Below are 24071 nucleotides of genomic sequence, written 5' to 3'. Positions count from 1 at the left end.
GGCCTGACTCCACAACCATCAAGGAATCTCGCCATGAACATCCGTCACATTCTTCTTGCGACTACCTGCACTGCGGCCCTGGCACTGGGTGGTTGTGCATCCAACCCCACCAACGCCCAGGTCGGCACTGGCGTCGGCGCCGTGGTCGGCGGCGTTGCCGGTAACGCCATCTTCGGCGGCCCTGTGGGCACCATCGGCGGTGCCGCTGCCGGCGCCCTCATCGGCCATGAAGTGGGCGAAGACCGCGACCAACGCCGCCCTTACCGCCGTTAAGCCCCTGGGACTTCCCTCCCCGCCCAGAGCGGTGATCTGGGCATAAAAAGAGCGGCAGGCGCATGTAAATCATGCGCCTGCCGCTCTTTTATTTGTAGCAAATTCGCTGCCTGTCAGGCTGTGCGGGCCTGGCGCCCGGCGCGCCAGGCGCCAAAGATGGCGATCAGGCCCGGCACAAAAATCATCGCCCAGATGATCTTGTCCAGGTTCTCCTTGACCCACGCAAAGTTGCCGAAGAAGTACCCGGCCGTGGCAATGCCCAGCACCCACAGCAGCGCCCCGCCCACGTTGTAGGCGGTGAACTTGGCGCGATTCATTTCCGCCACGCCCGCCACGAAGGGCGCAAACGTGCGGATAAAGGGCATGAAACGCGCAATCACGATGGTGATGCCACCGTAGCGCTCGTAAAACTCGTGCGCCTGGTTGAACGCCCGGCGGTTGAACCAGCGCGAATCCTCCCACTGGAACACCTTGGGGCCAAAGTAGCGGCCGATGGAGTAGTTGCACTGGTCGCCCAAGATGGCCGCCGCCAGCAGCACCGCACACGCCAGCGGAAAGCTCATCATGCCGGCACCACACAGCGCGCCCACGATGAACAGCAGCGAGTCGCCCGGCAAGAACGGCATCACCACCAGGCCTGTCTCGACAAACACAATGGCAAACAGCAGGGCGTACACCCACATGCCATAGGCCTGCACAAACGCCTCCAGATACTTGTCCACATGCAGGATGAAGTCGATGAGAAAAGTGACAAGTTCCATGAAAAGGCGGGCCTGGGCGCGGCGCGGAAAAAAGGTGGGCGCATTATCCCCATCACGCCCGACCCCAGCCCGATACCCCTGCGCAGCCCCCGCCCTAAAATCCGGTGGGTGAACGACACCACCCCCTTCCTCGCAGCGGCGCAGCCCGCCTCCAGCCCCCCCAACACCACGCGCCGCCCCATCCGCGATCTGCCCGATGAACTCATCAGCCAGATCGCTGCGGGTGAAGTGGTGGAGCGCCCCGCTTCGGTGGTGCGCGAGCTGGTGGACAACGCGCTCGATGCGGGTGCCACGCAGATCACCGTGCGCCTGTCGGCCGGTGGCGTGCGGCTGATCACCGTGGAGGACGATGGCGGCGGTATCCCGCAAGAAGAGCTGCCTGTGGCCCTGCGCCGCCACGCAACCAGCAAGATCACCAACCTGAACGACCTGGAGACCGTCGCCACCATGGGCTTTCGGGGCGAGGCACTGGCAGCGATTGCGTCGGTGTCGGAGATGGCCCTGCTCTCGCGCCCGGCCGCGCAAGCCAGCGCCTTCTTGCTGGACGCCCGCAGTGGTGAGCTGCGCCCCGCCGCGCGCAGCACCGGCACCACGGTGGAGGTGAAGGAACTGTTCTTCTCCACGCCCGCGCGCCGCAAGTTCTTAAAGACCGACGCCACCGAGCTGGCGCACTGCATTGAATCCGTGCGCCGCCACGCACTGGCACGGCCCGACGTGGGCTTTGCCATCTGGCACGAAGGCAAGCTGGTGGAGCAGTGGCGCGCCACCTTTGTGCCCGGCCAGGGTGATCCGCAGGACGCCCATGACGCGCTGGCCCGCCGCCTGTCGGACGTGCTGGGCGAAGACTTCGTCACCCAGTCGGTCGCCGTGCAGCACCGCGTGGGCCCGGTCACCGTCACCGGCCGCGCAGGCCTGCCCGACGCGGCCCGCTCGCGGCCCGACCACCAGTATTGCTACGTCAACGGCCGCTTCGTGCGCGACAAGGTCCTCACGCACGCCGCCCGCAGCGCCTACGAGGACGTGCTGCACGGGCACAAGCAGCCCATTTATGCGCTGTATGTCGAGATCGACCCGGCGCGTGTGGACGTGAACGTGCACCCCACCAAGATCGAGGTGCGCTTTCGCGACAGCCGCGAGGTGCACCAGGCCGTACGCCATGCGGTGGAAAACGCGCTGGCTGCGCCCCGGGCTGCCGCATTGGTAGCCGCCGCGGCGGCACCCAACCCCTCCGCAGCCGGTGATGGGGAGCATTTCAAGCCCCAGACGCCCCAAGCGCCGGTGTGGAATGCCCAGGCCGCTATCAAATTTGAAGAACGTGGTCACCGTGTGGAAGACCTGCAGGCCCTGTGGGGGCTGCGCAGTGCGACGCCTGCCAGCCCCGTGGCAGACCCCGCGCCGGGCGCGGCCGTGGGCGGTTTGTGGGCGCCCTCGGCCCAGTCAGATGCGCCCGCAGCACTGGCAACGCCTGCCGCATCCCATGCATCTGCCACGCCCTGGGACGGTGCGCCGTCCGCACAGACGGCCGCTCCGGTTGCAGGCTCCCCCACCGAGCCCCTGGCCAGCAACCCACCCACGGCCTGGCCCGTGGGCCGCGATGGCAACGAAACCGCCTGGCCCCTGGGCAAGGCCGTGGCCCAGTTGCACGGCGTGTACATCCTGGCCGAAAACGCCCAGGGCATGGTGGTGGTGGACATGCATGCCGCCCACGAGCGCATCGTCTACGAACGCCTGAAGGCCCAGGTGGACAGTGGCGCGCGCATCGCGAGCCAGCCCTTGCTGATCCCTGCCACCTTCGCTGCCACGCCGCAGGAAGTCGCCACGGCCGAAGAGTCTGCCGACGTGCTGGCCACGCTGGGCCTGGAGGTGGTGCCCTTCTCGCCCAAGACGCTGGCCGTGCGCGCAGTGCCCATCACGTTGGCGCAGGGCGACCCGGTGGAGCTGGCCCGCAGCGTGCTGGCCGAGCTGGCCGCCCACGACGCCACCACCGTGGTGCAACGCGCCCGCAATGAAATCCTGGGCACCATGGCCTGCCACGGTGCCGTGCGGGCCAACCGCAAGCTCACCATCGACGAGATGAACGCCCTGCTGCGCCAGATGGAAACCACCGACCGCTCCGACCAGTGCAACCACGGCCGCCCCACCTGGCGGCAGTTGAGCATGAAGGAGCTGGATGCGCTGTTCCTGCGCGGTCGGTAGCGGCGGGCACTTCCCCGCCCGCGACATAGCCAGAGCCCTTTCCTCCAGCCATTGCCCACCGCCCTCCATGACCCAGCACCGCTACCACCGTACCACCCACGCCACCGCATCGCGCATGCTGGCAGCCACTACCACCCTGTGCGTGGCCTGGTCCGCCCACGCCGGGCGCCCCCTGACCGTGGACGATGCGGGCGTAGACGAGGTGGGCCATGGTCACGTCGAAGTGTGGTGGGAGGGCCAGCGCGGCCAGCCCGGCACGGTGTACATGGCCCCTGCCTTCACCCCCATGGCCGGACTGGAGTTGGGCGCCGTGTTGGCACGTGACCGCAACGAGCGCCATACCTTGCAAGGCGTGCAGGCCAAGTGGCTGTGGAGCCCCGCGCAAGAACAAGGCTGCAATGCCGGCAGCAGCGCCGGCGTCGTGCACCGGCGCCAAGGTGCCGGGCAGAGCGCAGGCAGCGTGGTCGCGCTCAATCTCATCGGCACCTGCGCCGCGACCTGGGGCGTGGTCAATGCCAACCTGGGCAGCCAGCGCGAGCGCGGCCAGTCCTGGCGCGCCACCTGGGGCGCATCGGTGGAACGCAGCTGGGGTGCCATCACGCCGCACCTGGAGGCCTTTGGCACCCGGGGCAGCGCCCCTACCTTTCAGACGGGTGCACGTTGGGAGTGGGCGCCAGGCAAGCAGCTTGACGCTACCGTGGGCCGCCAGCAAGGTCGCACCTTGTTGAGCCTGGGGTTTGCGCTGGGGTTCTGACACAAGCGCAATGCATAAAAAAAGCCCGCGCATGCGGGCTTTTTTGTGGGCGTTCGGCACGCCGCACTGTCACGGCCAATGTCGCGGTCAGTTGTCCCGCGCAGCCTTGGCGGTGTCGGTAAAGTCGCTGAACACGCCGTCCACACCCAGGTTGAAGAACAACTTGTACTCGGCCTTGGGGTCGCCCTTGAAGTCCGAGGCCAGGCGCTTGGCTTCATTGCGGAAGGTGTAGGCGTGCACGAAAAGGCCTTCGGCGTGGGCGTTCTTCACCACGTCGGTGGGCGCCATCATCACGCGGTCGCGCTCGTCGATCTTGCCGTCGCCGTTCAGGTCGTCGGCCTTGCCGTCCTTGTTGGCATCCACTTGCTTAGAGGGGATCAGGTAAGGCTTCCAGGGGCCAATGCCGTCGGCATAGGTCTTGACTTCCTTGAGGCCTGCGGGGGTCAGCAGGCTGGCGAAGGTGCGCGAGTCACCGGCCACGGCAAAGTCATAGGGCTTGTCGTACGGGGCCACCAGCGACATGGTGCCATCGGGGTTCACATCGTCCGCGTCCACCAGCTGCACCAGGCGCACCTGGGTCTTGGTGCGCAGGTACTTGAGGTTGGAAACCTCGAACGACTGGATGATGACGGGCGAGCTCTTGGAGGTGTAGCCGTACTTGGCCAGGATGGCCAGCAGGCGGTCTTCCAGCGGCAAGCCTTGCTTGACGTGGTAGGTGGGGTGCTTGGTTTCGGGGTACACGCCAACGGTGCGGCCGGCCTTGGCGCCTTCGGTCTTAGCCAGGTCCAGCACTTCTTCAAAGGTGGGGATCTGGAACTTGCCGTTGTACGACTGGTCGCGGTCCGACAGAGGCTGGATGGCGCGCAGGGTCTTGAGTTCGGCCAGGGTGAAGTCGGTGACAAACCAGCCTTCCTCCTCTACGCCATCGACCACTTTCTTGGTCTTGCGGTCCGCAAACTCGGCGCGGGTGGAGACATCCGTGGTGCCCGTGATGTTGGGCTCATGGCGGGCAACCAGCACACCGTCCTTGGTGGCGACCAGGTCGGGCTCGATGAAGTCGGCGCCCATGTCGATGGCCAGCTTGTAGCCCTCCAGCGTGTGGTCGGGCCGGTAGCCCGCCGTGCCCCGGTGGCCGATCACCAGGGGCTTGTCGCCGTTCAGGGTGGGGTACGGATAGTTGTCGCTGCCGCCGCAGGCTGCCAGCGTGGCCACCATGGCCAGCGCTCCCCATTTCACACCAGTGATGTGCATGCTCTTCTCCTCGCTATGTTGTTGGTAGAACCGCCGAACTGTGGGGTCGGCATGTGACAAGACCATGACGTCCGTTTTGCAAACGCATGACGGCCGCACCACACACCAACCGCACCAATATGTGGCGAACATCTCGGCCACATTCCCCACCATTGTGCATAGGCATCGGCATGAACGTATAACTTTTGAACATAATTCAATGTTGCAGTGCGCCAAACCGGTGCGTTGGCGATCTTTGACATTGTTGACCTTTTGATGCTGAAAGCCTTTTGAACCATGAAACACGCGACCGCCGAGAGCTTCCTTTCCCACGTGGCGCTCCGCAACCCCGGCCAGCCGGAATTCCTGCAAGCCGTCACCGAAGTGATGGAAAGCCTCTGGCCGTTCATCGCGCAGCACCCGCGCTATGCCGAGCATGGTCTGCTGGAGCGGCTGGTGGAGCCCGAGCGCATCGTGATGTTCCGCGTGTCCTGGGTGGACGACCACGGCGGCGTGCAGGTCAACCGGGGCTACCGCATCCAGCACAGCATGGCGATTGGCCCATACAAAGGCGGCCTGCGTTTTCATCCGTCGGTCAACCTGTCGGTGCTCAAGTTCCTGGCGTTTGAGCAGACCTTCAAGAACGCATTGACCACGCTGCCCATGGGTGGTGGCAAGGGCGGTTCCGACTTCGACCCCAAGGGCAGGAGCCCTGGCGAAGTCATGCGCTTTTGCCAGGCGTTCGTGACCGAGCTGTACCGCCATGTGGGCCCCGACACCGATGTGCCCGCCGGCGACATCGGCGTGGGCGGCCGCGAGGTGGGCTTCATGGCGGGCATGTACAAAAAGCTGGCCAACAACGCGGCCAGCGTGTTCACCGGCAAGGGCCTGTCGTTCGGCGGCTCGCTGATCCGCCCTGAAGCCACAGGCTATGGCACGGTGTACTTTGCGCAGGAAATGCTCAAGACCCGAGGCCGTTCGTTCGACGGCCTGCGCGTGTCGGTGTCCGGCTCGGGCAACGTGGCGCAATACGCCGTGCAAAAGGCGATGGAGCTGGGCGCCAAGGTGGTGACGGTGTCGGACTCCAGCGGCACCGTGGTGGACGAGGACGGCTTCACTCCCGAAAAGCTCGCCATCCTGATGGATGTGAAGAACCACCTCTACGGCCGCGTGAGCGACTACGCCGCCCGCACGGGTGTGAAGTTTGAAGCCGGTGTCCGCCCCTGGCATGTGAAGGTGGACGTGGCCCTGCCCTGCGCCACGCAAAACGAGCTGGACGAGAACGACGCGAAAACGCTGATCCAGAACGGCGTGCTCTGCGTGGCCGAGGGCGCCAACATGCCCTCGACCATCGAGGCCGCCAAGGCCTTTGAGGCCGCAGGCGTGCTGTACGCCCCCGGCAAGGCCAGCAACGCAGGCGGCGTGGCCACATCTGGCCTGGAGATGAGCCAGAACGCCGCCCGCCTGTCCTGGCCCCGCGAGGAGGTGGACGCCCGACTGCTGCAGATCATGCAGGGCATCCACGCAGCCTGCCTGCACTACGGCGAGCGCGCCGATGGCAGCGTGAGCTACATCGACGGCGCCAACATCGCCGGCTTTGTGAAGGTGGCCGACGCCATGCTGGCGCAGGGCGTGGTGTAAGGGGAAGGGCCGGGCCTTGGAACGTGTTTGCGTTCCAAGAGCCTGTTCACGCAGCAAATCACTGGGGCTTCGGCCCCTTTGTTTTTGGCGCGCAGCGCAGTGCAGGCTATGCTGCACTTGAAAACCAATACGCACACTTTCGGGAGTCCGCCGTGGAAATCTTCAGCTTCTTGAACGTCATGGTCGAAAAGGGAGGCTCGGACCTCTTTTTCAGTGTCGGTGCGCCGGTCAATCTCAAGATCGAAGGGGTCACACACCCGTTGAAGATGCCCGCCTTGTTGCCCGGCCAGGTCAAGCAGCTGGCCTACGCGGTGATGAACGAAAAGCAGATCGGCGAGTTCGAGGCCAAGCAGGAGATGAACCTGTCGATCTCGGCGGAGAACCTGGGGCGCTTTCGGGTCAATGTATTCGTGCAGCGCGGCGAAACCGGCATGGTGGTGCGCTACATCAAGAACAAGATCCCGCCGCTGGCCGCGCTGGGCCTGCCCCCGGTGCTGGAAAAGCTGGTGCTGCGCAAGCGCGGCCTGGTGCTGGTGACCGGAGCCACGGGCTCGGGCAAATCGACCACGCTGGCGTCGATGATCAACTACCGTAACGAGAACGTCACGGGCCACATCCTCACCATCGAAGACCCGCTGGAGTTTTTGCACGCGCACAAGCGCTCGGTGGTGGACCAGCGCGAGGTGGGCATCGACACGCAGTCGTACGAAGAAGCCCTGAAGAACGCGCTGCGCGAGGCGCCGGACGTGATCATGATCGGCGAGATCCGCGACCGCAACACCATGAAGCAGGCCATTGCCTATGCCGAGACCGGCCACCTGTGCCTGTCCACGCTGCACGCCAACAACGCCAACCAGGCCATGGAGCGGGTCATCAATTTCTTCCCCGAAGACGCCCACCACCAGCTGCTGATGGACCTGAGCCTGAACCTGGCCGGCGTGATCTCGCAGCGCCTGATCCCCGGCCTGCACGAAAAGCTGGTGCCTGCGGTGGAGGTCATGCTCAACTCGCCCTATATCGCCGACCTGATCGCCAAGGGCGAGTTTTCGGGCATCAAGGAGGCCATGGGCCACAGCACCGAGATCGGCATGTGCACCTTTGACCAGGCGCTGTACCAGCTCTACACCGACGGCCGCATCTCGCTGGACGAGGCCCTGCACAACGCGGACTCGCGCACCGACCTGGCGCTGCGCGTGCGCCTGGCGGCCGGCGTGACCACGCAGGATGCAGGAGAGCTTTCCATCGATACCTCCTCGCCCATGCAGTCGGCCTCGCGGCTGTCGTGAACGGCGTGCTGGCGCCAGCGCCGGGACGGCGCCAGGGGTATCGTCTGCTCTACAACTGTAAGCCACCGGCTCCCGTGCTTGATCCTCACCGAACTTTTGTACCTGCGCCAGAATCAGTCGGACGATGAAACGAATCCCTCTTCTTGCATCCCTGGGGCTGGTGGTGGCCGTGAGCGTGGGTTGCGCCACCCTTGACGCCAAGCAGCGCGAATGGATCTTCCAGCCCAGCGACCGCAGTTGGGGCGGCGCGCCGTCCACCGAAGGCATGCAGGACGTGTGGATCGAGTTCGCCTCCGACGCCAGCGGCAAGGCCGAGCGCCTGCACGGGCTGTGGCTGCCCCACACCCAGGCCAAGGCGCCGGTGCTGCTGTACCTGCACGGCGCGCGCTGGAACGTGGCGGGCTCGTCAGGCCGCATCCGGCGCATGCAGGAGCTGGGCTTTTCTGTGCTGGCCATCGACTACCGGGGCTTTGGGCGCAGCAGCGCAGGCCTGCCTTCCGAGGCCACCGCGGCCGAGGACGCCCGCGCCGCCTGGAACTGGCTGGCCGAGCAGCACCCGGACAAGCCGCGCTACATCTTCGGCCACTCGCTGGGCGGCGCCATTGCGATCGACCTGGCGCGCCAGGTACCGGATGAAAAGGGCACCATCGTCGAAGGCACCTTCACCAGCATCCCCGACGTGGTCAGCACCTTCAAGTGGGGCTGGCTGCCGGTGTCGCCGCTCATCACGCAGCGGTTCGAATCCATCCGCAAGGTGGCCGAGATCGGCTCGCCGCTGCTGGTGGTGCATGGCAGCGACGACAGCCTGATCCGCCCCGCGCTAGGCCGCCAGCTGTACGAGGCAGCGCGGGAGCCCAAGCAGTTTGTGCTGGTAGAGGGCGGCTCGCACCACAACACCAACTCTGTGGGCCAACGACAATACCGCGAGGCCGTGGCCTCGCTGTTTCACCTGAAGTAAGCGCAGCGGCTCGCCGCGACGAGTCAGCCGCGCTGTCTCAGCGGCGCACCGCCTGCGCCAGTGCCGCCCAGGCCTTGAGGGTGAGCGGGTGGGTAAAGCCTGCCCCCGCCACGGGGTGCGACGACAGTTTGATCACCACCATCTCGGCAGCCGGGTTCACATGGATGAACTGGCCGTGGATGCCGGCGGCCTCGTAGGCGCCGTCGGCGTTGTGCAGCACCCACCACTGGTTGCGGTAGCTGTAGCCCGGCCGAAAGGCCATGCCCCCCATCTTGAACTTCTCTCGGTCGCCGCCCTTGGCGGTGTCGTCGATCACGGCCTTGTCAAAAATCTTCTGGCCGTTGAAGCTGCCGCCCCGGCGCAGCATCTCGCCAAACCGCGCCAGGTCGCGCGCCGTGGCGTTGAGGCCTGCGCCCTGCAGGGGCGTGCCCACGCTGTCCACCATCACATGAGCGTCTTCCTCGGTGCCCAGCTTTTGCCAGATGTTGTCGCTCATGAGCTCGGCCCAGTGTTTGCCGGTAGCGCGCGACACGATCCAGCCCAGCACCTCAGAATGCACGGTGCGGTACACAAAACCTGCGCCGTGTTCGCCTTCCTTCTTGAGCGTCTTGAGGAAGTCGTAGACATTGGTCGGCCCCTGGTAACCGGGCGGACGCGGCAGCAGGCCGCTGGACCAGCTGTAGCCAAAGATCTCGGTGGTCGGGTCGGTGTAGACCTCGCGGAAGCGCACGGCGCCCGTCATGTCCATCACATCGCGCACCTTCATGTCGCCCCAGGCAGACTCCGCCAGCTCGGGTACGTATTTGGTCACCAGTGCCTCGGGGTCGATCTTGCCCTCGTGCGCCAGCTGCGCCGCCATGAGCCCGGTGAACGACTTGGTGACCGAGAACAGCAGATGCGGCGAGTAGGGCTTCATCTGGTTGTCGTAGCGCTCGTACACCACGCGGCCCTTGTGCATCACCACCAGTGCATCGGTGTAGGTGCGGGTGAACCATTGGTCCACCGTGATGGGCTGGCCCTTGTCGTCATCGAATGCCACTGCGCCCAGTGGTCGCGGGTCGGCCGGCAACGCAGATGGTGCCGCCGCGCCCCGGCGGATATTGCGCGTGGGCTGCAGCTCGCGCAGGTGCTGCACGGCCCAGCGCAGCTGCGGGTACTTGTACGAGTTGCTCAGGTCCACACGCTGCGCGCCTTCGGGTGGGAAGGTGCTCATGTAGCCCAGCTTGTCCAGCGTCACGGTCTCGGGCGCCGGTAGCGCCGGGGCCTGCGCCTGGGCTGGGGCCGCAAAGGCCACACCCAGTGCCGCCGCAGCGCAGGCTGCCCGCCACAGCGCGGCGGGGAATGCGCAAGAACGCCGGGGCTGCGCAGGATGCGCAGGGTGAGCGGTTTGCGCCGCAGAGGCGCTGTGAGTCTTATGCATGGCTTGTCTCCTTGTTGTGTTGTGTTGTATTGCTTGGTGCAGCATCCGGGCGAAGCGTCCCTCAGAACAGCGTCCAAGGCATGGCGGGCTGCCAGCCACCGCCCCACCATGGTGCTGCGCCCCGCGCAAGGCAGGATGTCACCCGCGCGACCTTTGTCATACATAAATTTGCGCAAGTTCTCACCGTCTGGGGCAACCGCCCTGCCAGCGGCGCGCCCACCCCTTCTGGTACGCTCAGACAGATATGTCTGTCCCCTCCGCCACCGCAGCGTCTGCGGCCGCCCCTGTCTCTGTCCAACCTGGCCTGGCCATTCTGGTGCTGGCCCTGCTGCTGTCCATCCAGCCCGTCACCACCGACCTGTATCTGCCCGCCCTGCCCGCGCTTACCCGCAGCCTGGGCGCACCCATGGCGGCCGCGCAGCTCACGCTCAGCGGGCTGCTGCTCGCGTTCGGTTGTTCTCAGATGGTGTGGGGCCCGCTGTCTGACCGCTTTGGCCGCCGCCCCATCCTGCTGGCGGGCCTGACCATCTACACCGTGGCCTCGCTGGGCAGTGCCTTTGCGCCGACCATGGGCCTGCTGATTCTGTGGCGCATCGCCCAGGGTGCTGCCATGGGGGCCGTGGTGATGTGCGCGCGCGCCATCGTGCGCGACCTGTATACGCCGCTGGAGGGCGCACGCGCCATGTCCAAGGCGCTCACGGGGCTGGGCATGGTGGCCTGCATCTGCGCGCCCATGGGTGGCCTGCTGAGCGAATGGCTGGGCTGGCGCGCTGCGCTGCTGGCACTCACGGTGTATGCCGTGGTCACGCTGGCGCTGGTGGCCTTGCGCTTGCCCGAGACCCTGGCCCACCGCAACCCCCAAGCGCTGCAGCCCCGTGCGCTGGTGGGCACCTGGCAACAGGTGTTGCGCAGCCCCACCTTCTGGGCGTTTTCGCTGCAGACCACGGCCACCTATGGCGGGCTGTTCACCTTTCTGGCGTCGTCCTCGTTCGTCTACATCGACGTGCTGGGCCTCACGCGCACCATGTATGGCTGGGTCATGGCGTCTGCCTGCGTGGCCTACTTTGCGGGCACCTTTGTGTGCCGCGCTCTGCTGGCACGTTTTGGCCTGCAGCGCACGGTGGCCATTGCCGGGGCCTTGAGCGCCAGCGGCGGCACGCTGATGGCGCTGGTGGCCTGGATGGGCTGGCACCACCCCTGGGCACTGACGCTACCGTTCTACCTGTTCATGGTGGCGCACGGCATCCACCAGCCCTGCGGGCAAAGTGGCGCTGTAGGGCCCTTCCCCAAAGCAGCAGGCGTCGCATCGGCCCTGAACGGTTTCATGATGATGCTGGCGGCCTTTGCCATTGGCGGCTGGCTGGGGCTGCGGCTCGATGGCACGGTGTGGCCGCTGGTCAACGGGATCTGGTTCTGGTCGGTGGTGCTGGCCGTGATCTCGTGGACGCTGGTGCAGAAGTTTGGAGCGCCCCGTGAGCACGCCTGACACCCTCCCTACCATCGCCCTGGCGGGCCCCACGGCGTCGGGCAAGACCGCCGGCGCGCTGGCGCTGGCCGCTGTGCTGGGCAAACAGGGCCGGCCGGTCGAGATCATCAGCGTGGACTCGGCCCTGGTGTACCGGGGCATGGACATTGGCACCGCCAAGCCCACGCCCGACGAGCGCGCCGCCGTGCCGCACCACCTCATCGATATCCGCGATCCGCTGCAGGCCTACAGCGCCGCCGAGTTTGTGCAGGACGCCACCCAGCTCATCGCCGAGATCCGCGCGCGCGGCGCACTGCCCCTGCTGGTGGGTGGCACCATGCTGTACTTCAAGGCCCTGTTTGATGGCATTGACGACATGCCCGCCGCCGACCCCGAGGTGCGCGCCAAGATCGAAGCCCAGGCGGCCGAGCAGGGCTGGCCTGCCCTGCATGCCGAGCTGGCGCGTGTGGACCCAGTGACGGCCGCGCGCCTGGCCCCCGGCGACAGCCAGCGCATTCAACGTGCACTGGAGGTGTGGCATGTCTCGGGCCAGCCGTTGTCGAGCTTTCACACTATCAAAAAAGTAGCAGACAACACAAATAACACCGGCGCTAGCGCGCTTTTTTCCTTGGAACCCGACAACCGGGCCTGGCTGCATGAGCGCATCGCCCAGCGTTTCGACGCCATGCTGGCTGGCGGCTTCATCGACGAGGTGGCGGCCCTGCGCGCACGCGGCGACCTGCACCCCGACCTGCCCTCCATGCGCTGCGTAGGCTACCGGCAGGTGTGGGAGGAGCTGGACTTCCAGGCCAGCCGTCCTGCGGGCACCCCGTTGAACACGGCCTTCCTGCGCGAACGCGGCATTGCCGCCACACGGCAACTGGCCAAGCGCCAGATCACCTGGCTGCGCAGCATGCCGCAGCGCCAAGCCATCGCCTGCGACCAGCCCCATGCCGTGGCCACGCTGGTGCAGGCCGTACTGCAACGCCTGGAGCAGCCCACGCCATGACGCTGCTGGGTGTGGAGAACCTGGGCAAGCACTACGGCAGCACGCCGGTGTTCGCCAACGTGCAGTTCGCCGTGGCACCCGGCGAGTTTGTGGCCATCGTGGGCGATTCGGGCGTGGGCAAGTCCACCCTGCTCAACTGCCTGGCGGGGCTGGATACCTGGGACACCGGCAGCATCACACACGGCACCACCGACCTGGGCCAGCTCGACGACACGGCCCGCGCGCTGTGGCGCCGTGCGCATGTGGGTTTTGTGTTCCAGGCCTTCCACGTGCTGCCGCACCTGGACGTGGCACAGAATGTGGCCCTGCCGCTGATGCTGCTGGGCCAAACCGACGCGGCCCGGGTGCAGCACATGCTGGCCGCCGTGGGCCTGGAGGCCTTCAGCGCACGGCTGCCGCAGCAGCTCAGCGGCGGCCAGCTGCAGCGCGTGGCCATCGCCCGCGCACTGGTACACCGCCCCGCCCTGCTGCTGGCCGACGAGCCCACCGGCAACCTCGATCCCACCACCGCCACGCGCGTGATGGACCTGCTGCTGGCGCAGACACGCGAGCACGGCGCATCGCTGGTGCTGGTCACCCATTCCGACGCTGCCGCGGCGCGGGCCGACCGGGTGCTGCGCCTCACGGCCAGCGGCATCGCCGGTTAGGCAGAGCCCCATTGCAGCCAAAGCGGCTGCGGGCTCTTACTCGATGTTCAGCCGCTGCGCCGCCTTGTTCACCTTCTTGGGCAGGGTCAGCGTCAGCACGCCGTTGTCATACTTGGCCTTGGCCTGCGCGGCGTCCACATCGGCGGGCAGCTGGAAGCTGCGCGCCACGGCGCCAAAGTAGCGCTCGCTGCGCAGCACCTTTTCGCCTTCGCGCTTTTCATCGTGCTGGCGCACCTCGGCGCGCAGGCTCACCACATTGCCTTCGAGCGAGACATGGATGTCCTCCTTGGCCACGCCGGGCACCTCGGCCTGCACCGTGTAGCCACCTTCGGTTTCCTTCACATCCACCTTGATCTGGCTGGGCGAAGGCAGGTTGTCGCCATGCAGCGGGCGCACGTAAAAGCCGGGGGCAATGTCCTTGAAAAAGTCGTCAAACAGACTGCCACGGGTCACGAGAGAGTTCATGGTTTTGGCTCCTGAAAAGGGGTTGAAACAGACAACTGAGCCAGCGCAGGAGGGCGGGCCCTGACTCCAAGATAGGCCTGCGGTATCGCGGCTTCAAGGGGGTTGAAATGCAAGGTTGATGTGCGTCAAAAACCCAGGCTCCCAACGCCTGCGGCCACAATGCAGGACATGCTCGCCCTGCTCCGCACCTTCTCCTGGCAAGACCTGCGCCACCACCCCTGGCGCAGCGCCGCAGCGGTGGCGGCCGTGATGCTGGGTGTGGCGCTGGCGTTTGCGGTACATGTGATCAATGCGTCGGCGCTGGACGAGTTCTCGCAGGCGGTGCGCGCCGTCAACGGCCAGCCCGACCTGGAGCTGCGCGCCATGCAAGGCAGCCTGCCCGAGGCGCTGTACGAACGCCTCGCCACCGACCCGCAAGTGGCCCGCGCCAGCCCGCTGCTGGAGCTGTCGGCCGTAGCGCAGGCAGATACAGCCGCGGGTGCCAAAGGCCAGTCCCTTCGCACGCCCATCCGCGTGCTGGGCGCCGATGCACTGCTGCTGCCCACCATGGCCCCGGCGCTGGTGCCGCGCCCCTGGGACAGCGCCGACCGGTTTGCCCTCTTCGCACCCGCCACGGTGTTCCTCAACACGGCCGCGCTGCAGGTGCTGGGGCTTTCTGCCGCCGCTCCAGCACCAACGTCGCCCCTGCCCCGCCTCACGCTGCAGGTGGGTTTGCAAGCAGCGCTCACCGTGCAGGTGGCGGGCACCGTGACCGCCGGCGGCGCGCCGCTGGCCGTGATGGACATTGGCGCCGCGCAAGACCTGTTTGGCCGCGCGGGCGCACTCACCCGCATCGACCTGCAACTGCAGCCCGGCACCGACCGCACTGCGTGGGAGACCACACTGCGCGCGCAGCCCGGCTGGCCTGCCAACCTGGTGCTGGCGCAGCCCGGCGATGCCACCCAACGCATCAGCAACCTGTCGCGCGCCTACCGGGTCAACCTGACGGTGCTGGCGCTGGTGGCACTGTTCACCGGGGCGTTTCTGGTGTTTTCGGTATTGGCCCTCAGCGTGGCGCAGCGCGGGCCGCAGTTTGCGCTGCTGGCCGTGCTGGGCGCCACACCGCGCCAGCGGCTGGCACTGGTGCTGGCAGAGTCGGCAGCGCTGGGCCTGCTGGGCAGCGTGCTGGGCATAACGCTGGGCACCGCGCTGGCGGCCACGGCACTGCAACTGCTGGGCGGCGACCTGGGCGGTGGCTACTTTGCGGGCGTGCGGCCCGCGCTGCAATGGAGCGCCCCCGCCGCCCTGGTGTACGGCGCACTGGGCGTGGCGGCCGCCTTGGCGGGTGGCTTGTGGCCCGCACGCGCCGCGCAGACACTGCCCCCGGCCCAGACCCTGAAGGGCCTCGGCGCCGCAGCCAGCCAGGCGGACAAGGGCACTGTTGGTATCGTTTTGATAGCTACCGGGGCACTGTTGACTGGCGCCCCACCCGTATTTGGCATTCCACTGGCTGCCTACGTGGCCATTGCGCTGCTGCTGGTGGGTGGCATCGCCCTGCTGCCCTGGGGCATGGCGCGGTTGCTGGCGTGGCTGCAGCCCCTGGCCGCACGCCATGCGCTGCCACTGCTGGCGCTGGAGCGCGCGCGGCGCATGCGTGGCAGCGCGGCCATCGCGGTGGGCGGTGTGGTCGCATCCCTCAGCCTGGCCGTGGCGCTGACGGTGATGGTGTCCAGCTTTCGCGGCTCGGTCACACAGTGGCTGGACGCAGTGCTGCCGTCGCCGCTGTACGTGCGCTCGGCCCTCAGTGCGGGTGGCACGAGCGGCGGTGAGGCCACGTTGCTGCCCGCAGGCTTTGCCGAAGCGGTGGGCCAGTTGCCAGGGTTGGACCGCATGCAGCCCCTGCGCGCCAGCCCACTGCAGCTGTCCCCCACCCTGCCCTCGCTCACGGTGCTAAGCCGCCCCTTGGGCGATGAGCCGGCGCAGACCCTGCCGCTTGTGGGCGAGGCCCTGCCGGTGCCCCCCGGCCGCACCGGCGTGTACATCAGCGAGGCCGTGGTGGACCTGTACGGCCTGCGCCCCGGCATGGAGTGGCCTGCACTTTCCAAGGCTTTTAGCCCCAAAGCGCTAGAGAATCATGCGCCAACAGCTATCTTTTACATAGCAGGCATCTGGCGGGACTACGCCCGGCAAACCGGCGCCGTGGTGATGGACCGCGCGGTGTGGCTGCGCCTGACCGGCGACGCCCGCACCAGCGACCTGGCCCTGTGGCCCAGCGAGGACACCGATGTGTCTGCCTTGCAGGCGTCCATCCGCGCAGTCGCTGCGACCCAAGCCGGCCGCCAACCCTCCACTGCGGCGGGCGCCACCACGGGCGACGGCAACGAGGCCCTGGTGGAATTCAGCTCCGCCGCCACCATCCGCGAACGCTCGCTGCGCATCTTCGACCGCAGCTTCGCCGTCACCTACTGGCTGCAGGCCGTCGCCATCGGCATCGGCCTGTTCGGCGTGGCCGCCAGCTTCAGCGCCCAGGTGCTGGCACGGCGCAAGGAGTTTGGCCTGCTCGCCCACCTGGGCCTCACGCGGCGCCAGATACTGACCGTGGTGGCGGGCGAAGGGGCCGCGTGGACGGCGGTGGGTGCAGCGGCGGGGGTGCTGCTGGGGCTGGCCGTGTCCGTCGTGCTGGTGCACGTGGTCAACCCGCAGAGTTTTCACTGGACGATGGATTTGGCGGTGCCGGGTTGGAGGTTGCTGGGGCTGTGTGCTGCCGTTGTTGTGTCGGGCACGGTCACCGCATGGCTGGCGGGCCGGGCGGCGGCGGGAAGGGATGCGGTGATGGCGGTGAAAGAGGATTGGTGAAGATACGAGCTACCCCATGGAACACCGCGACAATGCAACTATGTCTTTTCAACAGAACACCTCCGAACCTTGCCACCCTCAAGATCGCGCCCCCTGGCTCCACGAAGCCATCGCCCGCATCGAAGCAGACTACCAGCGCAGTGCCGACACCCACCTGATCCCGCTGCGCCTGCCCGCGGTTGCCGCGCATGGCATTGACCTGTACCTCAAGGACGAATCCACCCACCCCACGGGCAGCCTGAAGCACCGGCTGGCGCGGTCGCTGTTTTTGTATGCGCTGTGCAATGGCTGGGTGCATGAAGGCTCGACCATCGTCGAATCCTCCAGCGGCTCCACGGCGGTGAGTGAGGCTTACTTTGCGCGGCTGCTGGGGTTGCCATTTGTGGCGGTGATGCCGCGCAGCACGTCGCCCGAGAAGGTTGCGCAGATCGAGTTCCATGGCGGGCGTTGCCACTTTGTGGACAGCGCGGGCGCTGTGTATGACGCGGCCCGTGCGATTGCCGAGGAAACGGGCGGCCACTACATGGACCAGTTCACGTATGCCGAGCGCGCGACCGACTGGCGGGGCAATAACAACATTGCCGAGAGCATGTTCACGCAGATGGCGCGCGAGCCGCACCCGGTGCCGCGTTGGATTGTGGTGGGTGCGGGCACGGGCGGCACCAGCGCCACGATTGGGCGCTATGTGCGCTACCAGCGCCATGCCACGCAGGTGTGTGTGGCCGACCCGGCGGGGTCGGTGTTCAGCGCCTACCACCGCACGGGCGATGCGCAGCTGACGGCGCAAGGATCCCGCATTGAAGGCATTGGACGCCCACGGGTGGAGCCGAGCTTCATCCGCACGCTGGTGGACCGCATGGTGGATGTGGCGGACTGCGAGTCCATCGCCGCCATGCGTGCGCTGTCGCAGTTGCTGGGGCGGCGCGTGGGCCCGTCCACAGGCACCAACTTTGTGGCCATGCTCACGCTGGCCAGCGAGATGCGCGAACGGGGCGAGCGCGGCTCCATCCTGTCGCTGCTGTGTGATGCGGGCGAACGGTACTTGCCCACGTATTTCGACACCGAATGGGTGGACCGCACGTTTGGCGATTGCTCGGCCGCGCAGCAGAAGGTGGATGGCCTGATCGGCTGATGCCAGCCACGCACTGCACTATGCCCTCCCACGCGTTGCCCCCAGGTTCTTTGCCGCTTGCCCCCGGCCCCATGGTCACGCGCCGGCAATGGCTGGCCCAGCAGATGCCCTGGGGCCTGGCGGCCGCCGTGGGTGCTGCGGGGTGGTTGCCCCCTGCCGCGCATGCCTTGCCGGCACGCACGCTGGTCTTTCCGCGTGACCACGGCAGCCACCCGGAGCTGCGCACCGAGTGGTGGTACATCACCGGCCATGTGCAGGCGCAGGGGCAACCCTGGGGTTTTCAGATCACGTTCTTCCGCTCGCGGGTGGATGGCACACAGCAGTTGCAGTCCGCCTTTGCGGCCAAATACCTGCTGTTTGCGCACGCCGCCGTCACCGATGTGCGAGGCCAGCGGCTGGTGCATGACCAGCGCATTGCGCGTGCTGGTTTTGGGGTGGCGCAGGCCAGTGAGGCCGACACCCGAATCCGCCTGCAGGACTGGACGCTGGAGCGCAGCGACACCGCACGCGGAAATCTGGACTTTACGGCCAGCCGCTACACCACACACATCGTGGGCAGCGAGTTTGGGCTGGACCTGGTGTTTGACAGCACCCAGCCCTTGCTGCTCCAGGGGCAGCAGGGGCTGTCCCGTAAGGGGCCGGACGCCGAGCAGGCCAGCTACTACTACAGCCAGCCTCAGCTCACCGTCAGCGGTACCTTGCAGGTGGGCAACCAACGCCTGGCGGTGACGCCCGACACGGGCCGCGCCTGGATGGACCACGAGTGGAGCGAGGCACTGCTGCACCCTGACGCCCAGGGGTGGGACTGGATCGGCATGAACCTGCACGACGGCAGCGCGCTCACAGCCTTTCGCCTGCGGCGGGCTGATGGCACTGCGTTGTGGGCGGGCGGATCGTGGCGAGCGCCCGGGCAGCCGGTGCAGGTGTTTGGGGCGCAGTCTGTGACGTTCACCCCCTTGCGGTGGTGGACCAGCCCGCGCAGTGGCGCGCGCTACCCGGTGCAGTGGCAGGTGGAAACGCCCGCAGGCAGCTTTGAAGTGAACGCGCTGCTAGAAAGCCAGGAGCTGGACAGCAGCGGATCAACGGGGGCCATCTATTGGGAAGGGCTGTCTGACCTGATGAGCGCCAGAGGCCAACCCATAGGTAGGGGCTACCTGGAGATGACCGGATACGCAAAGCCGCTGCGCCTGTAAAAGCAGCAGCGGCCTGATGCCTGATGAAGGCCGCCAGAACGTGCAGCGTCACACCCTCAATGCTTGGCGGAGCTGCCTGCGCGGCGCTGCGCCAGCCAGGCAATGATCTCGCCCATGATGCCGCGGCGGAAGGCCAGCACGCAGATCACGAAAATCAGGCCCGTGACCATGGTGACGGATTCGCCCAGGGTCTTGAACCATTCCACGCTGGTCAAGGCGGCCAACAGGTTGCCGAATTCACCGATCTTGTTCTCCAGCAGCACCACCACGGCCGAGCCAATGAGTGGGCCGGATAGCGTACCCAGGCCGCCTACCAGCGTCATCAGGATGACCTGACCCGACGCGGTCCAGTGCACATCGGACAGCGTGGCAAAGCCGAGCACCAGGGTCTTGAGAGAGCCTGCCAGGCCCGCCAGAGCCGCCGACAACACAAAGGCCAGCAGCTTGAAGCGGTGCGTGTCATAGCCCAGCGAGATGGCGCGGGGCTCGTTCTCCTTGATGCCCTTGAGCACCTGGCCGAACGGCGAGTGGATGGTGCGCACGATCAGCAAGAAGGCTGCGACCACGATGACCAGCGCGACGTAGTACATGACGAGGTCGCTTTGCAGATCGATCAAGCCAAACAGCTTGCCGCGCGGCACACCCTGCAAGCCGTCCTCACCACCCGTGAAGGGGGCTTGGAGACAGGCAAAGAACAGCATCTGCGCCAACGCCAATGTGATCATGGAGAAGTAGATGCCCTGGCGGCGAATGGCCAGCCAGCCAAACAGCAGGCCCAGCAGCGCGCCACCGGCGGTGCCGAGCAGCAGGCCTACTTCAGGCGTCAGGCCCCACACCTTGATGGCGTGGCCAGCCACATAGGCGGCGCCACCAAGGAAGGCCGCATGGCCAAAAGACAACAGGCCGGTATAACCGAGCAGCAGGTTGAACGCGGAAGCAAACAGTGCAAAGCACATGAGCTTCATCACGAAGACGGGATAGGCGCCGAGAAAAGGCGCGGCAATGAGGGCCAGCAACAGCAGGCCGTAACCAATGGTGGCAGTGTTCTTGGAATTCATGCTGGCGGCCCCTTATTTTTCTTTGCCGAACAGGCCGGCGGGGCGAATGAGAAGAACGATGACCATGATGACGAACACCACGGTGGAAGACGCTTCGGGGTAGAACACCTTGGTGAAACCTTCGATCACTCCCAGGCCCAGCCCGGTCAAGATGGAGCCCATGATGGAGCCCATGCCGCCAATCACCACCACGGCAAACACAACGATGATGAGGTTCTGCCCCATGAGCGGGGTGACCTGGTACACGGGGGCGGCCAGCACACCGGCAAAAGCAGCCAGTGCAGCACCAAAGGCGTAGGTCAGGGTCACCATCACCGGCACGTTGATGCCGAAGGCTTCCACCAGGCGCGGGTTTTCAGTACCGGCGCGCAGATAGGCGCCCAGCTTGGTTTTTTCGATCACGTACCAGGTGCCGATGCACACCACCACCGAGGCCACCACCACCCACGCACGGTAATTGGGCATGATCATGAAGCCGAGGTTGGTCGCGCCTTCCAGCAGCTCGGGAGTGTCGTAGCCCAGGCCCGACACGCCATAGATGGAGCGGAACACGCCTTCGATCAGCAGGGTCAGGCCCAGCGTGAGCAGCAGCCCGTACAGGTGATCAAGCTTGTAGATCCAGCGCAGCAGCAAGCGCTCGATCAGCACCCCGAACAGCCCCACCAAGAGCGGCGCCAGCACCAGCATCAACCAGTAGTTGATGCCGAAGTAGTTCATGGCCATCCATGTCAGCAATGCCCCGGTCATGAACAGTGCGCCGTGCGCAAAGTTGATGACGTTGAGCAGGCCAAAGATCACAGCCAGCCCCAGGCTGAGGATTGCGTAGAACGATCCGTTGACCAGCCCCAGAAGGAGCTGGCTCAACAGGCCGGGCAGTGAGACACCAAAGATTTCCATGGGAGGCAGCAGCAGGTGGAGAGAGTTCAGGTCAGAGGGCCACACTGGGCCCGGCGTCCCGCTGGGACAGCCAGGCCGGCGTGGGCCCTCTCAGGGGTTTACTTCCAGAGCGGGCACTTGCTCTCGGCCTTGGTGGTGAACACCGAGTCACCAGGCAGCTTCTTGATCAGCTTGTAATAGTCCCAAGGCTTGGTGGACTCTGCGGGCTTCTTCACTTCCATCAGGTACATGTCGTGCACATAACGGCCGTCGGCGCGCAGCTGGCCCGAGCCGAAGAAGTCGTTCATCTTCATGCCGCGCCATGTGGTCATGACCTTGTCGGCGTCCACCGACTTGGCGGCTTCCACGGCCTTGAGGTAATTCATGGTGGCCGAGTAGTCAGCCGCCTGGATTTCGGTCGGCATGCGCTTGGTCTTCTCGAAGAAGCGGGCCGAGAACTTGCGGGTCTCGTCGTTCAGATCCCAGTACCAGCTGGTGGTGAACTGCAGGCCTTCGGTGTTGCGCAGGCCCAGGCTATGCACATCGGAGATGAAGATCAGCAGGCCGGCGAGCTTCATGCTCTTGCCGATGCCGAACTCCTTGGCAGCCTTGATGGAGTTGATGGTGTCACCACCTGCATTGGCCAGACCCAGGATCTGTGCCTTGGAGTTCTGTGCCTGCAGCAGGAAGGACGAGAAGTCGGACGCGTTCAGCGGGTGGCGCACAGCGCCCACCACGTTGCCGCCCTTGGCCTTGACCACGGCGGTGGTGTCGGCTTCGAGCGCATGGCCGAAGGCATAGTCTGCCGTCAGGAAGTACCAGCTCTTGCCGCCGCCATCCACAATGGCCGAGCCCGTGCCCTTGGCCAGTGCCACGGTGTCATACGCGTAGTGCACGGTGTACGGTGTGCACTGGTCGTTGGTCAGCGCGGAGCTGGCAGCACCGTTGTTGATATAGACACGCTTTTTCTCGGCAGCGACCTTGGCCGAAGCAAGTGCGGTACCCGAGTTGGTTCCCCCAAACAGCATGGTCAGGCCTTGGGTATCGATCCACTCCCGGGCCTTGGAGGCTGCGATGTCGGCCTTGTTCTGGTGGTCTGCTGTCAGCAGCTCGATGGGCATGCCCAGCACCTTGCCGCCAAAGTCATCAATCGCCATCTGAATGGCCACTGCGCCGTTCTTGCCTTCCACGTCCGCATACAGGCTGGACATGTCGGTGATGAAACCGATCTTGACCTTGTCCTGTGCGTGCGCGGCCGAGGTGGCCAGACCTGCAACGCCCAGCATCAGTGCCAGCACTTTGAGTTGTTTCTTCATGGATTTGTCTCCTGTGGGTGTGGTGGAAGAAAACGGTGGGGAAAGGGTGTGGGCGTGGCTCAGACGCCCAGCAGTTCGTTGAGCACGGGCATCTTGGCCTCCAGCTCGGCGGCGCCAAACTTCTCCACGATGCGGCCGTGCTCCATCACGTAGAACCGGTCGGCCAGCGGTGCGGCAAAACGGAAGTTCTGCTCAACCATGACCACGGTGTAGCCCTTCTGGCGCAGCATGGTGATCATGCGGGCCAGGGCCTGGACGATGACGGGCGCCAGGCCTTCGGAGATTTCATCGAGCAGCAGCAGATTGGCGCCAGTGCGCAGGATGCGGGCCACGGCCAGCATCTGCTGCTCGCCCCCCGACAGGCGCGTGCCCTGGCTGTTCTTGCGCTCGGCCAGGTTGGGGAACATGGCGTAGATCTCCTGCACCGACATGCCCGGTGTGCCCGTCTTGAGGGCGGGTGGCAATAGCAGGTTTTCTTCGCACGACAGGCTGGAGAAAATGCCACGCTCTTCGGGGCAGTAGCCCACGCCCAGGTGCGCAATCCGGTGCGTCGGCATGTTCACGGTTTCTACGCCGTTGATCTTGACCGAGCCCTTGCGTGCGCCGGTCAGGCCCATGATGGCGCGCATGGTGGTGGTGCGGCCTGCACCGTTACGGCCCAGCAGCGTAACCACCTCACCCGGCTGGACGACGATGTCCACGCCGTGCAGCACATGCGACTCGCCGTACCAGGCTTCGAGGTTCTTGATTTCGAGTGCAGGAACGCCAGCCATCAGTGCGCTCCCTGCAGTTGGCCGTCGGTCGTGCCCATGTAGGCTTCCATGACTTGGGGGTTGTTGGAGACTTCTGCGTAGGGGCCTTCGGCCAGCACGGCGCCGCGCTGCAGCACCGTGATGCGGTCTGCGATGGTGGAGACCACTTTCATGTTGTGTTCCACCATCAGGATGGTGCGCCCCGCAGACACCTTCTTGATCAGCTGCGTGACGCGGTCCACGTCTTCGTGGCCCATGCCCTGCGTGGGCTCGTCCAGCAGCATCAATTCGGGCTCCATGGACAGCGTGGTCGCGATCTCCAGTGCGCGTTTGCGGCCGTAGGGCAGGTTCACGGTCACTTCATCGGCCAGGTCTTCCAGCCCCACCTCGGTCAGCAGTTGCATGGCGCGGTCGTCCAGCTGCCGCAGGGTGCGCTCGCTGCGCCAGAAGTGGAACGACGTGCCCAGCTTGCGCTGCAGGCCCAGGCGCACGTTCTCGATGAGAGTGAGGTGTGGAAACACCGCCGAAATCTGGAACGACCGGATCACGCCGCGGCGTGCGATCTGCGCGGGCTGCTCCCGCGTGATGTCATGCCCGTTGAAACGGATGACACCCGAAGTCGGCTCCAGAAACTTGGTGAGCAGGTTGAAGCACGTGGTCTTGCCTGCACCGTTGGGGCCGATCAACGCGTGGATGGACCCGCGCCGAACGGCCAGGTTCACGTCGCTGACGGCGGTGAAGCCCTTGAACTCTTTGGTCAGGCTGTTGGTTTCAAGAATGACGTCGCTCATTGCGCCTTGGCCG

At 65.9% G+C, this 24071-nt stretch carries 21 protein-coding genes; 12 read left to right on the top strand and 9 right to left on the bottom strand.

Features of this window, described 5'->3' with window-relative positions; translation table 11 throughout:
• Positions 1 to 33 precede the first annotated feature (33 nt).
• Positions 34 to 273, top strand: a complete 240-nt coding sequence (locus ASC83_RS10480; protein ID WP_056061634.1) for a glycine zipper 2TM domain-containing protein — start codon at positions 34 to 36, stop codon at positions 271 to 273.
• Between the two features lie 113 nt (positions 274 to 386).
• On the opposite strand, the gene ASC83_RS10475 is transcribed toward ASC83_RS10480, so the two are convergent.
• Positions 387 to 1034: a DedA family protein gene (locus ASC83_RS10475; protein WP_056061629.1), complete on the bottom strand. Its 648-nt coding sequence runs from the start codon at positions 1032 to 1034 to the stop codon at positions 387 to 389.
• A 108-nt stretch (positions 1035 to 1142) separates the two neighbouring features.
• On the opposite strand from ASC83_RS10475, the gene mutL reads away from it, so the two are divergent.
• Positions 1143 to 3230 (top strand): DNA mismatch repair endonuclease MutL, encoded by a 2088-nt coding sequence (gene mutL, locus ASC83_RS10470; RefSeq protein WP_056061624.1) that lies wholly within the window; start codon positions 1143 to 1145, stop codon positions 3228 to 3230.
• Positions 3231 to 3297: 67 nt separating this feature from the next.
• Positions 3298 to 3984 (top strand): hypothetical protein, encoded by a 687-nt coding sequence (locus ASC83_RS10465; RefSeq protein ID WP_056061620.1) that lies wholly within the window; start codon positions 3298 to 3300, stop codon positions 3982 to 3984.
• Positions 3985 to 4071: 87 nt separating this feature from the next.
• Here ASC83_RS10465 and ASC83_RS10460 read toward each other — a convergent pair whose 3' ends face one another.
• A complete protein-coding gene (locus ASC83_RS10460) occupies positions 4072 to 5235 on the bottom strand; it encodes a glycerophosphodiester phosphodiesterase (RefSeq protein ID WP_056061616.1) in 1164 nt (387 codons plus the stop codon).
• Positions 5236 to 5511: 276 nt separating this feature from the next.
• Here ASC83_RS10460 and gdhA point away from each other — a divergent pair, with 276 nt between their 5' ends.
• The 3 genes from gdhA (at position 5512) to ASC83_RS10445 (ending at position 9099) form a co-directional block, all read left to right on the top strand.
• The gene (gene gdhA, locus ASC83_RS10455; protein ID WP_056061613.1) at positions 5512 to 6855 is read left to right on the top strand and encodes an NADP-specific glutamate dehydrogenase; all 1344 of its coding nucleotides are present in this window, start codon (positions 5512 to 5514) and stop codon (positions 6853 to 6855) included.
• 152 nt (positions 6856 to 7007) lie between these two features.
• A complete protein-coding gene (locus ASC83_RS10450; RefSeq protein WP_056062158.1) occupies positions 7008 to 8141 on the top strand; it encodes a PilT/PilU family type 4a pilus ATPase in 1134 nt (377 codons plus the stop codon).
• A 124-nt stretch (positions 8142 to 8265) separates the two neighbouring features.
• Positions 8266 to 9099 (top strand): alpha/beta hydrolase, encoded by an 834-nt coding sequence (locus ASC83_RS10445; RefSeq protein ID WP_056061609.1) that lies wholly within the window; start codon positions 8266 to 8268, stop codon positions 9097 to 9099.
• A gap of 37 nt (positions 9100 to 9136) precedes the next feature.
• On the opposite strand, the gene ASC83_RS10440 is transcribed toward ASC83_RS10445, so the two are convergent.
• On the bottom strand, positions 9137 to 10519 hold the full coding sequence (locus ASC83_RS10440) for a serine hydrolase (RefSeq protein ID WP_200938917.1): 1383 nt from the start codon (positions 10517 to 10519) through the stop codon (positions 9137 to 9139).
• A gap of 244 nt (positions 10520 to 10763) precedes the next feature.
• Here ASC83_RS10440 and ASC83_RS10435 point away from each other — a divergent pair, with 244 nt between their 5' ends.
• From ASC83_RS10435 to ASC83_RS10425, 3 genes are read left to right on the top strand one after another with little or no spacing between them, the layout of a single operon-like run.
• Positions 10764 to 12005: a multidrug effflux MFS transporter gene (locus ASC83_RS10435; RefSeq protein WP_056061606.1), complete on the top strand. Its 1242-nt coding sequence runs from the start codon at positions 10764 to 10766 to the stop codon at positions 12003 to 12005.
• Complete coding sequence (gene miaA / locus ASC83_RS10430; protein ID WP_056062152.1) at positions 11992 to 12993, top strand: tRNA (adenosine(37)-N6)-dimethylallyltransferase MiaA; 1002 nt, start codon at positions 11992 to 11994, stop codon at positions 12991 to 12993. The genes ASC83_RS10435 and miaA overlap by 14 nt, the downstream gene beginning before the upstream one ends.
• A complete protein-coding gene (locus ASC83_RS10425; protein WP_056061603.1) occupies positions 12990 to 13640 on the top strand; it encodes an ABC transporter ATP-binding protein in 651 nt (216 codons plus the stop codon). Before miaA ends, ASC83_RS10425 begins: the two co-directional genes overlap by 4 nt.
• 36 nt (positions 13641 to 13676) lie before the next feature.
• Here the strand turns inward: ASC83_RS10425 and ASC83_RS10420 are convergent, their stop codons facing one another.
• A complete protein-coding gene (locus ASC83_RS10420; RefSeq protein ID WP_056061601.1) occupies positions 13677 to 14105 on the bottom strand; it encodes an Hsp20/alpha crystallin family protein in 429 nt (142 codons plus the stop codon).
• A gap of 159 nt (positions 14106 to 14264) precedes the next feature.
• Here ASC83_RS10420 and ASC83_RS10415 point away from each other — a divergent pair, with 159 nt between their 5' ends.
• Genes ASC83_RS10415 through ASC83_RS10405 form a run of 3 tightly spaced genes read left to right on the top strand, consistent with a single transcriptional unit; the run spans position 14265 to position 19265 of the window.
• Positions 14265 to 16940, top strand: a complete 2676-nt coding sequence (locus ASC83_RS10415) for an FtsX-like permease family protein (RefSeq protein WP_056061599.1) — start codon at positions 14265 to 14267, stop codon at positions 16938 to 16940.
• Positions 16941 to 16980: 40 nt separating this feature from the next.
• Complete coding sequence (locus tag ASC83_RS10410; protein WP_056061596.1) at positions 16981 to 18072, top strand: PLP-dependent cysteine synthase family protein; 1092 nt, start codon at positions 16981 to 16983, stop codon at positions 18070 to 18072.
• A gap of 20 nt (positions 18073 to 18092) precedes the next feature.
• Positions 18093 to 19265 (top strand): lipocalin-like domain-containing protein, encoded by a 1173-nt coding sequence (locus tag ASC83_RS10405; RefSeq protein ID WP_369816962.1) that lies wholly within the window; start codon positions 18093 to 18095, stop codon positions 19263 to 19265.
• A 56-nt stretch (positions 19266 to 19321) separates the two neighbouring features.
• On the opposite strand, the gene ASC83_RS10400 is transcribed toward ASC83_RS10405, so the two are convergent.
• From ASC83_RS10400 to ASC83_RS10380, 5 genes are all read right to left on the bottom strand, one after another.
• Positions 19322 to 20323 (bottom strand): branched-chain amino acid ABC transporter permease, encoded by a 1002-nt coding sequence (locus ASC83_RS10400; RefSeq protein WP_056061594.1) that lies wholly within the window; start codon positions 20321 to 20323, stop codon positions 19322 to 19324.
• A 12-nt stretch (positions 20324 to 20335) separates the two neighbouring features.
• On the bottom strand, positions 20336 to 21220 hold the full coding sequence (locus tag ASC83_RS10395) for a branched-chain amino acid ABC transporter permease (RefSeq protein ID WP_056061592.1): 885 nt from the start codon (positions 21218 to 21220) through the stop codon (positions 20336 to 20338).
• A gap of 98 nt (positions 21221 to 21318) precedes the next feature.
• Positions 21319 to 22515, bottom strand: a complete 1197-nt coding sequence (locus ASC83_RS10390; protein ID WP_056061590.1) for an ABC transporter substrate-binding protein — start codon at positions 22513 to 22515, stop codon at positions 21319 to 21321.
• A gap of 59 nt (positions 22516 to 22574) precedes the next feature.
• The gene (locus ASC83_RS10385) at positions 22575 to 23288 is read right to left on the bottom strand and encodes an ABC transporter ATP-binding protein (protein ID WP_056061588.1); all 714 of its coding nucleotides are present in this window, start codon (positions 23286 to 23288) and stop codon (positions 22575 to 22577) included.
• Complete coding sequence (locus tag ASC83_RS10380) at positions 23288 to 24058, bottom strand: ABC transporter ATP-binding protein (protein WP_015013285.1); 771 nt, start codon at positions 24056 to 24058, stop codon at positions 23288 to 23290. Before ASC83_RS10380 ends, ASC83_RS10385 begins: the two co-directional genes overlap by 1 nt.
• Positions 24059 to 24071 lie beyond the last annotated feature (13 nt).

The organism is Acidovorax sp. Root402, from assembly GCF_001425125.1.
GTDB classification, from domain to species: domain Bacteria; phylum Pseudomonadota; class Gammaproteobacteria; order Burkholderiales; family Burkholderiaceae_C; genus Acidovorax; species Acidovorax delafieldii.
The sequence above is the reverse complement of the archived record's forward strand: the minus strand, read 5'-3'. Positions and strand labels throughout refer to the sequence as shown.